Here is a 7,852-nt window from a genome sequence, read left to right as displayed (position 1 = left end):
GGTGAGGCACGCTTGTCTGCGTTGCGTCTGGGCCGAGACGCATGTGTTCGAGTTTCCAGGCGGCCACTGTTCTGTTCAAAACCGGGCTTTCTCGAACTCGAGTGGCTCACAATGTGTGAAGAGCGCTCTAAAGACATACCCGGCACAGCCAGCTGTACCGGGTATGGGCGTGAAGCGCTTGGTATCGGGTACTACCTAGCGCAGGTTGCGCACAAAGTCGTCAAAGCGGAATTCGTTGGTGGCAAACCAGCGGCGGGACTCGTCGCGGAATTTCTTCCAGCTCTCATAGATGCCGCGGTAGGTGGCGTCCTTGGCGGCGATTTCTTCGTAGAGGGCCGTGGCTTCTTTGTTGGCGGCTTGCAAAACGCTGCTGGGGTAGGGCCGAAGCTGCGTTCCGGCGCGCTGCAGGCGGGCCAGTGCGGGCGCGTTTTTGGCATCGTACTCGGCCATGGTCTGCTCGTTGGCTTCCCGGCTCGCGCTGATGATGGCCTCCTGATAGGCCTTGGGCAGGCTGCGCCAGCGCTCGAGGTTCACGATGGTCGAGACGGTCGAACCGGGCTCCCACCAGCCGGGGTAGTAGTAGAAGCGGGCGGCCTTGTTCAGCCCGAGCTTTTCGTCGTCGTAGGGGCCCACCCACTCTGCGCCGTCAATGGCGCCCCGGTCGAGGGCCAGGAAAATCTCCCCACCGGGGAGGGTTTGTACCGTTGCTCCCAGACGGGTCATCACTTGGCCGCCCAGGCCCGGGATGCGGAAGCGCAGGCCCTTGAGGTCTTCGGGGCCGCGAATTTCCTTGCGGAACCAGCCACCCATCTGCACCCCGGTGTTGCCCGCTGGGAAGGTGATGGCGTTGAAGTCGGCGATGACCTTCTGCATGGCCTGGAGCCCGCCCCCGAAGTAGAGCCAGGCGTTTTGCTGGCGCGGGTTGAGGCCGAAGGGCACCCCGGTATCGAAGGCCAGGGAGGGGCTTTTGCCGATGTAGTAGTAGTTAGCGGTGTGGCCTATTTCTACGTTGCCGGCCTGCACCACGTCCAGCACCTGCAAGCCCGGCGCCAGTTCACCCGCAGGGAACACCTGGATCTCAAAGCGGCCCTCGGTCAGCTCGCTGACCCGCTTGGCAACGGTTTCGGCGGCGCCAAACAGGGTGTCCAGGGCGCGGGGCCAGCTCGTGGCCATGCGCCAGCGAATGCGCTGGGTGGTCTGGGCATAGACCGGGCCGAAGACCGTGCTGGCGGCAACAGCACCAATCCCCGCCTTCTTCAAGAAGTCACGTCGCTTCATTTGTTTCCTCCTGAACAAACAATAGCTACTTTTCCATGCACTGATGGGTGCGAGCCGATTATATGCCAGTCGCTCGCAAGCATCAATAGCAACCGTGAACACATTTAGTCGGTTTTTGATTCCGACTTAGCCAAAAGCAAATCTGATTTTGCTGGCCCACAGGGGACGATTCCTGTGTTTTAGCCGATTTTTGAAGTTTTGGTGTACATATGGCAGTTATGACACCCGGGCCCTTTTATCGTGCCATCTACTACACCACACCGCCCGGGGCGTCGTGGGTCTGACGCCGTACCCGGTCTTTGGGGAACCCCCTCCCCGTGATCGGCTAGCGGATGAAAAAGTAGGTTTCGGCTACGTCGCGCACCCTCGAGCCGCTGCGCTGGATGTAGATAGAGGTTTGCTGATCCCAGCCCTCGGCGCTGTAGGTACCCCGAAAGACAAACCCCGAGGGGTGGGGGGTATCGGTGTAGATGGCCCGCACCCGCTGGAGGCCCAAGGGCGGGCGCAGCTCGTAACGGAATCCGGGCGGGCCTGAGAGCAGATGGGTGCCGGGATTGAGGAAGACCCGGTCAAATTCGTAGGTCAGGCCGTCGGGGTCAATGCCCACCAGGGTTACATAGCCTGCGCGGGTCAAACTGACGATGAAGCGAACGCTCTCGCCGACCAGATAGCCGGCCCCGCGCCCGCGGTCGGGCTCAAAGCGGGTGAGGATGGGGTTGAGTTCAAAACCAAAGCGCAAACCCACCGTAACGGTCGGGCGCACCGGAAAGCAACCCGAGAGCAATGCAGCCAGTAAAGCCAGCGGGAGTATTTTTTGCATGACCACCACCTCGCAAATTCTAATCCCCCCGCGCCTGCAAAGGTCGCATTTTCAAGAGAGTCTAAAGAAGCCCCGCCTGGGCCACCGGGGCAAAGGTGCGGCGGTGTTCCTCACAGGGCCCCAGGCGTCTCAGCGCATCCAGGTGCAAGGCAGTACCGTACCCCTTGTGCTGCGCGAAGCCATAACCCGGATAGCACTGCTCGAGGGCCTGCATATACCGGTCTCGTGCCACTTTGGCCAGGATGCTGGCTGCTGCTACGGTGGGGCTGCCCTGGTCGGCTTTGGGTGGGCAGCGGAACCGGGAGGAAAGATGAGGCGTGCCACAGAGGGCAAGGTATCTTCGCCACTCGGGCTCTAAGCGCAGATAGTCCGTCAGGAGCGCTTCAGGCATTACAGTGAGCTGCTCCAGGGCCCGCAGGGCCGCCAGGTGGGTGGCCTTGAGAATGCCCAGCCGGTCTATTTCCGCCGCCTCGGCCCTCCCCACCGCCCAGGCCAGGGCTACCGCCTGAATCTGCGATTCCAGGGCCTCGCGTATCTCGGCGCGAAGGGTTTTGGAGTCGTAGAAGGGGTAGGTGTTACGGCCACTCAGCGGGGGCAGAATCACCGCTGCGGCCACCACCGGCCCGGCCAGCGCCCCCCGCCCGGCTTCATCAATGCCGGCTACCCGCAAGCCCATTGCCCACCAGTCTCTTTCCAGGGCTGGCTCCACCGTCTAGAGCCTACCAGATTGACGAAACGCGCTCCAGGCCCGATTCTTGGTCTTGATATGACGCACTCACCCGATGTATTGATTGTGGGCGCGGGTCTGGCCGGCCTGGCTGCCGGACGGGATCTGGCTCGAGCCGGACTGAGCGTGCATATTCTGGACAAGTCCCGAGGGGTTTCGGGACGGGCGGCAACCCGCTGGCTCGAGCTCGATGGTCGAATTGTGCGGGTAGACCACGGCGCCCAGTATTTCACGGCCAAAAACGACCAATTGCGCATCCTCCTTCCCGATCTGGTCAAGCACGGCATTGTGCGTGAGTGGGCCCAGGGGTTTCCGGTCTTGAACAAAAGCGGCATCAAATCGCGCAAGGCCGGGCACCCCCGCTACATCTGCCCGGACGGCATGAGTACGCTGGGCAAGGTTTTTTTACAAGGGCTGGAGTCGCACGAGAAACCTTTGCCTCTGGAAACCAAGGCCCTGGTTACAGCGCTTCACAAAAACCAGCACGAAGCCGACTGGAGGGTAGTTCTGGAGGATGGACAGGTTCGCTCGGGCCGAACCCTGGTGCTCAACATGCCCGCTCCTCAGGCCCTCCAGCTGGCCGAGGGGTTCCTCCGACCCGAGGTGCGCGCAGCCCTCGAGGCCGTGCGCTACGCCCCGTGCTGGGCGGCCATTCTGGTGCTCGAGCATCTGCCCTATCTGGACTGGGTGGGTCTGGAAATCGAGCACCCGGTGCTGGCCTGGGCCGCGCTCGATCACACCAAGCGGGCCGTGCCCGACCCCCCGGTGCTGGTTCTGCATGCCTCGGCTGAGTGGAGCCAGAAAAACCTGGAACTCACCCTAGCCGAGGCCTTGAGTCGGATCATTGAGGCTGCTCAGGAACTCTTTGGGCCTTGGGTTGGCCGTTGCCGCACCGCGATGGCCCATCGCTGGCGATATGCCTTACCCACCCAGACCCACCCCTGGCCTTTTCTGGCCCAGGACAACCTGGTTTTTTTGGGGGGCGGGGGCGGCGGCCCACCCCACGAAGGGGGGCGCCAGAGCGGGTGGGCTGCGGCTGAGTACCTGATTGAGTACCTCAAACCCTAGCCCATCGCTCATGGTCCATCGCCGATGGCCAGATAAGGCCAACTCTGCCTGAACACTTTGCATACGATTGAAGCGGCGCGTCGAAACAGGGGTTCGGGCGTAGGGGGCAGTGGGAGACCCCCCACCCCACTTTCTTGAAAGTTGCTTGCAAGTCGCATAAAAGCCCGTACACCCCCACCCGCCCGGTGAGCAAGTCAATCCCAGCCCTGCCCCGCTCGGTTCCTCCCCGACCTCGCAGGGGAGACCAGGTGGGGTGGCTGACCCGGCCCTTCACGCAAGCAGCCTTGGGGGTCTTGTCCGATGCCCTCCCAAAGCGGCTGGGAGGGGCTTGAGGGCTATCACTGGGCGTGTCTGGGTCGCTCGACCGTGTGGTACGCCTAAAGTCCAAGACCTTCGCTTTTGCATGCAACCCGCAATCTGTAGCGCCGGATACGCTATTTCTTGCCATTTACACGATGCTATAGCCGTATTTCCGCCGGAGGGAACCCAAGCCCTCCATAAACTCACAAAGGTGCTAGGTAGTGATAGATTATTTCAATCGTCTGCTATGCTTCCCCGTCGTCAGCCCGACCCCTTCGCCACTATAGAGGTTGCCGACCCCCTCGAGGGTTTGCGCATTCGCCTCACCCTCTGGCTGCTCCCCCTTGGGGCCCTGGCGGCCCTGGCGGCCTGGGGTTTGTCGGTGGTGGCGGGTAAGCTTTCGCTGCCCGACCAGTTGCTGCTCCTTCCGATGGCCCTGGGCTTTGTGCTGTTGGAGATTTACTTGTGGCGCAATCCCCACGGCATACGGCTGGTCTGGCAGGTTGCCCTGGGCCTGATTGCGGTGTATGAGATTTTCAGCCTTTACTACGAGGCGGCCTACAAGCTGCATCAGCGCGACGGTATTACCCCCGCCGTGTTGTGGTTTCCCATGGTATACCTGATGGCCTTCAACCTGCTCAGTAGGCGACAGGCCTTGCGCTTTTCTCTGACTTATCTGGCTTTGGGCTTGCTGGCGGGCAGCATTGGCCTGCTCTCGAGTCCCTCCCTCAACGTCTCGTCCACCAACACCGCCCTTCAGTTCACCCTCTCCAACATCGCCTACCTGAGCCTTTTGTACCTGTTCGCCTACCTTCGCCGCCACTACGCCCAGATGCACCAGATGGCCCATACCGACGCCCTGACCAGCCTGACCAACCGGCGGGCCATGCAGATTCAGCTAGACAACGAACTCGACCGGGCCCGTCGCTACAACCGCCCCTTTGCGGTGTTGCTGGCCGACCTCGACCATTTCAAGCGGGTCAACGATACCTATGGTCACTCGGTGGGCGATCAGGTTCTGCGCGAGGCAGCCGGACGGCTTCTCCAGCACCTGCGCGAGAGCGATAGCCTGGCCCGCTGGGGCGGGGAAGAGTTCTTGATTCTGGCCCCCGAGACCGACCTCCAGCAAGCCCATCACCTGGCCCAGCGCCTGCTCGAGGCCATCCGCGAAACCCCCATGTCGGGTGTACAGGTCACCCTGAGCCTGGGCGTGGCCTGCTATCGCCACGGCGATACCGTGGCGGCCATCCTGAGCCGGGCCGACGAGGCCATGTACCGGGCCAAGGCCGCCGGGCGCAACCAGGTAGTACTGGAAGAGCAGTTGGAGGACGTCATCATTCCGGCCCACACCACGGCTCCGGACGTGAAGTAAGGGCCAGGATCCCCCTGGGAAGGAGAAGGTCATACGCCTACCGCACGACCCAAGCCGCACTTTTGATGGGCCGAAAGTCTAAAGCCCATACCGAGAACGGCTTCGACAAAGGCACAAGGGTTGTCGCATCCAAGCGATAAACCATTCCGAGGAGGCGCGGCTTTATCGCGCCTTTCCCAGTCGTGGCCACCTGGATAGGCTACCACTGTTCTGTCCAGGACAGGGCTTTCTTTAGGTCGAATGGCTCGTAACATGTGAAGGGTGCTCTAAGCTAAGGTTATGCAACTCGACCACCTATCGCCCCTCACCCTGCGCGACCCCCACGGCTATAGCGGCAAATGGCACTTTTACCCCGAGGATGTGCTGCCCATGTGGGTGGCCGACATGGACTTTCCCATCAGCCCGGCCATTGTCCAGGGCATTGTGGAACGGCTTCAGGAGCGGGTGGGCTACCCCCAGATGGCCGGAGACAGACAGCTGTTGCAGCTGATTATCCAGCAGCAGGGCCAGCACGGCCTCACCGGCCTCACTCCCGAGCACCTGCTGCTCACAACCTCGGTGGTGCCAGCCATTTATGCCAGCGTGCTCGCCCTGAGCAGCCCCGGCGACGAGGTCATCACCCAGGTGCCGGTGTATCACCCCTTTCTTCACGCCCTGCACGAACACCATCGGGTTGCCCGGTACAACCCGCTTTTGCGTACCCCTACCGGCTGGGAGATCGACTTTGAGCACCTGGAAAGCCTGGTCACCCCGCGCACCCGGCTCCTGATGCTGTGTAACCCGCAAAACCCGACCGGGCGGGTCTTCCGGCGTGATGAGCTGGAGCGACTGGCCGAGTTCGCCCTGCGCCACCGCCTGTGGGTGATGTCCGATGAACTCTGGGCCGACCTGATTTACGAAGGGGTGCACATCCCCATTGCCTCGCTCGGCCCAGAGATTGCCCAGCGCACGGTGACCCTGACCGGCCCCTGCAAAACCTACAACACCGCGGGGCTTGGGGGTGGGGTGGCGATCAGCCACAACCGCCAGATTGTGGCGGCGCTGGCCCAGGTCGCCAAGGGCCTTGGCGGCCACCCCAATGTGCTCTCGATGGCTGCCTGGCGGGCTGCCCTCGAGCACGCCCAGGACTGGCTCCAGGAGGTACGGACTTATCTGAAGGGCAACCGCGACTTCATCACCGGTTTTATGGCGGAGCACCTGCCCCAGGTGGGCTACCTGCCCCCAGAGGGCACCTACCTGGCCTGGTTTGATTTTTCGGGCGCCCCCTTCGCCCAGGAGGTTCACAAAGTGATGCTCGAGCGGGCCAAGCTCGGCCTCAACGACGGCAGGATTTTTGGCCCGCAGTACCAGGGCTGGCTGCGCCTGAACTTTGCGACCAGCCGACATCTGGTACAAGAGGCGCTCGAGCGCATGGCCCGGGTGATGCAAACCTTAGATTGAGTCCAGCACGGCAAATCCACTGCATTCCTCATGCAAGAGGGGGGAGGCCTGGGCTACTATTAGAATAAGGTGAGTTACTTCCTCGAGTGGCACAACTTCATCTTCGCCCTGCCGCTGGCGGTGGGGCTTTTGCTCAGTGTGGGCGTTGTGTTCAGCGGTCTGGGAGGTTCCGCGGAGGCTCCTTCCAGCGAGGCCCAGGGCTCGCCCGATGCCCACAGCACCGGCGAGGACGGGGGCCATGAGACCCCTCCGGACGCACCCGCTTACGGCGGCCCCAACCCTCTGGGAACGGTGGGGAGCTGGTTTGGTTTGGGCAAGGGGGCCTCGCTGGCCCTGCTGCTGCCCATCCTGTTGTCCACGTGGGGGCTGGTGGGTCTGCTGGTCAACGCGGCCCTGGATGCCTGGCTACCCCCTGCGGTCTTTTTCCCCATCGCCGCAGCTTTAGGCCTGCTGGCTGCGGGGCTGGCGGGCAACGGTGTGGCCTCGGTGGTCCAGGGCCTGATGGGACAGCAGGGGCGTAATGTGCGCAAGCAGGACCTGGTGGGCTGCGGGGGGCGGGCGGCCTTCCGCATAGACGTCCATGGAGGCGCGGCCAATGTGCGTGACAAAACCGGCAATATTCATCGGGTTCTTTGCAAAACCTTGCCGGGTGAACCGCCGCTGGAAACCGGCAGTGAACTTCTGGTGGTGGACTTTGACCCCCAGAAGGGCATTTACTACGTGCAGGCCCACCCCTTCCCAGAGGAAGTCCCGGTTCGGCGTTAGTTTGCCCCTGATGTTCTTACTTGAGCTATAGACCCATGTAGACCACTCCCATCACGTGTTCCGGTTGTCGGCCCAGGATCGT

7 protein-coding genes are annotated in these 7,852 nt (G+C 62.4%); 4 read left to right on the top strand and 3 right to left on the bottom strand.

Features of this window, described 5'->3' with window-relative positions:
* Window positions 1-195: 195 nt before the first annotated feature.
* The 3 genes from NZN28_RS07095 to NZN28_RS07085 all read right to left on the bottom strand — a co-directional run bounded on the left by NZN28_RS07095 (window position 196) and on the right by NZN28_RS07085 (window position 2,807).
* A complete protein-coding gene (locus NZN28_RS07095) occupies window positions 196-1,278 on the bottom strand; it encodes a TRAP transporter substrate-binding protein (protein ID WP_295396610.1) in 1,083 nt (360 codons plus the stop codon).
* A 325-nt stretch (window positions 1,279-1,603) separates the two neighbouring features.
* Complete coding sequence (locus NZN28_RS07090; RefSeq protein ID WP_295396608.1) at window positions 1,604-2,098, bottom strand: DUF4384 domain-containing protein; 495 nt, start codon at window positions 2,096-2,098, stop codon at window positions 1,604-1,606.
* 61 nt (window positions 2,099-2,159) lie between these two features.
* Window positions 2,160-2,807: a ribonuclease HII gene (locus NZN28_RS07085; RefSeq protein ID WP_295396606.1), complete on the bottom strand. Its 648-nt coding sequence runs from the start codon at window positions 2,805-2,807 to the stop codon at window positions 2,160-2,162.
* A 57-nt stretch (window positions 2,808-2,864) separates the two neighbouring features.
* Between NZN28_RS07085 and NZN28_RS07080 the strand changes: the two genes are divergently transcribed.
* The 4 genes from NZN28_RS07080 (at window position 2,865) to NZN28_RS07065 (ending at window position 7,770) form a co-directional block, all read left to right on the top strand.
* Window positions 2,865-3,893, top strand: coding sequence for an NAD(P)/FAD-dependent oxidoreductase (locus tag NZN28_RS07080; RefSeq protein ID WP_295396605.1), 1,029 nt, complete (start codon window positions 2,865-2,867; stop codon window positions 3,891-3,893).
* 547 nt (window positions 3,894-4,440) lie between these two features.
* Window positions 4,441-5,565: a diguanylate cyclase gene (locus tag NZN28_RS07075; protein WP_295396602.1), complete on the top strand. Its 1,125-nt coding sequence runs from the start codon at window positions 4,441-4,443 to the stop codon at window positions 5,563-5,565.
* Window positions 5,566-5,844: 279 nt separating this feature from the next.
* A complete protein-coding gene (locus NZN28_RS07070) occupies window positions 5,845-7,005 on the top strand; it encodes a MalY/PatB family protein (RefSeq protein WP_295396599.1) in 1,161 nt (386 codons plus the stop codon).
* A gap of 69 nt (window positions 7,006-7,074) precedes the next feature.
* Window positions 7,075-7,770, top strand: coding sequence for an OB-fold-containig protein (locus tag NZN28_RS07065; protein ID WP_295396598.1), 696 nt, complete (start codon window positions 7,075-7,077; stop codon window positions 7,768-7,770).
* The last annotated feature ends 82 nt before the right edge of the window (window positions 7,771-7,852 follow it).

It is taken from the genome of Meiothermus sp. (genome assembly GCF_025056915.1).
Lineage (GTDB): Bacteria > Deinococcota > Deinococci > Deinococcales > Thermaceae > Meiothermus.
The sequence above is the reverse complement of the archived record's forward strand: the minus strand, read 5'-3'. Positions and strand labels throughout refer to the sequence as shown.

What these genes read in the sequence shown, in the direction of transcription:
- NZN28_RS07095 (WP_295396610.1), bottom strand. Translation starts at nt 1,278, where the DNA reads ATGAAGCGACGTGACTTCTTGAAGAAGGCGGGGATTGGTGCTGTTGCC.
- NZN28_RS07070 (WP_295396599.1), top strand. Translation starts at nt 5,845, where the DNA reads ATGCAACTCGACCACCTATCGCCCCTCACCCTGCGCGACCCCCACGGC.
- NZN28_RS07090 (WP_295396608.1), bottom strand. Translation starts at nt 2,098, where the DNA reads ATGCAAAAAATACTCCCGCTGGCTTTACTGGCTGCATTGCTCTCGGGT.
- NZN28_RS07075 (WP_295396602.1), top strand. Translation starts at nt 4,441, where the DNA reads ATGCTTCCCCGTCGTCAGCCCGACCCCTTCGCCACTATAGAGGTTGCC.
- NZN28_RS07080 (WP_295396605.1), top strand. Translation starts at nt 2,865, where the DNA reads ATGACGCACTCACCCGATGTATTGATTGTGGGCGCGGGTCTGGCCGGC.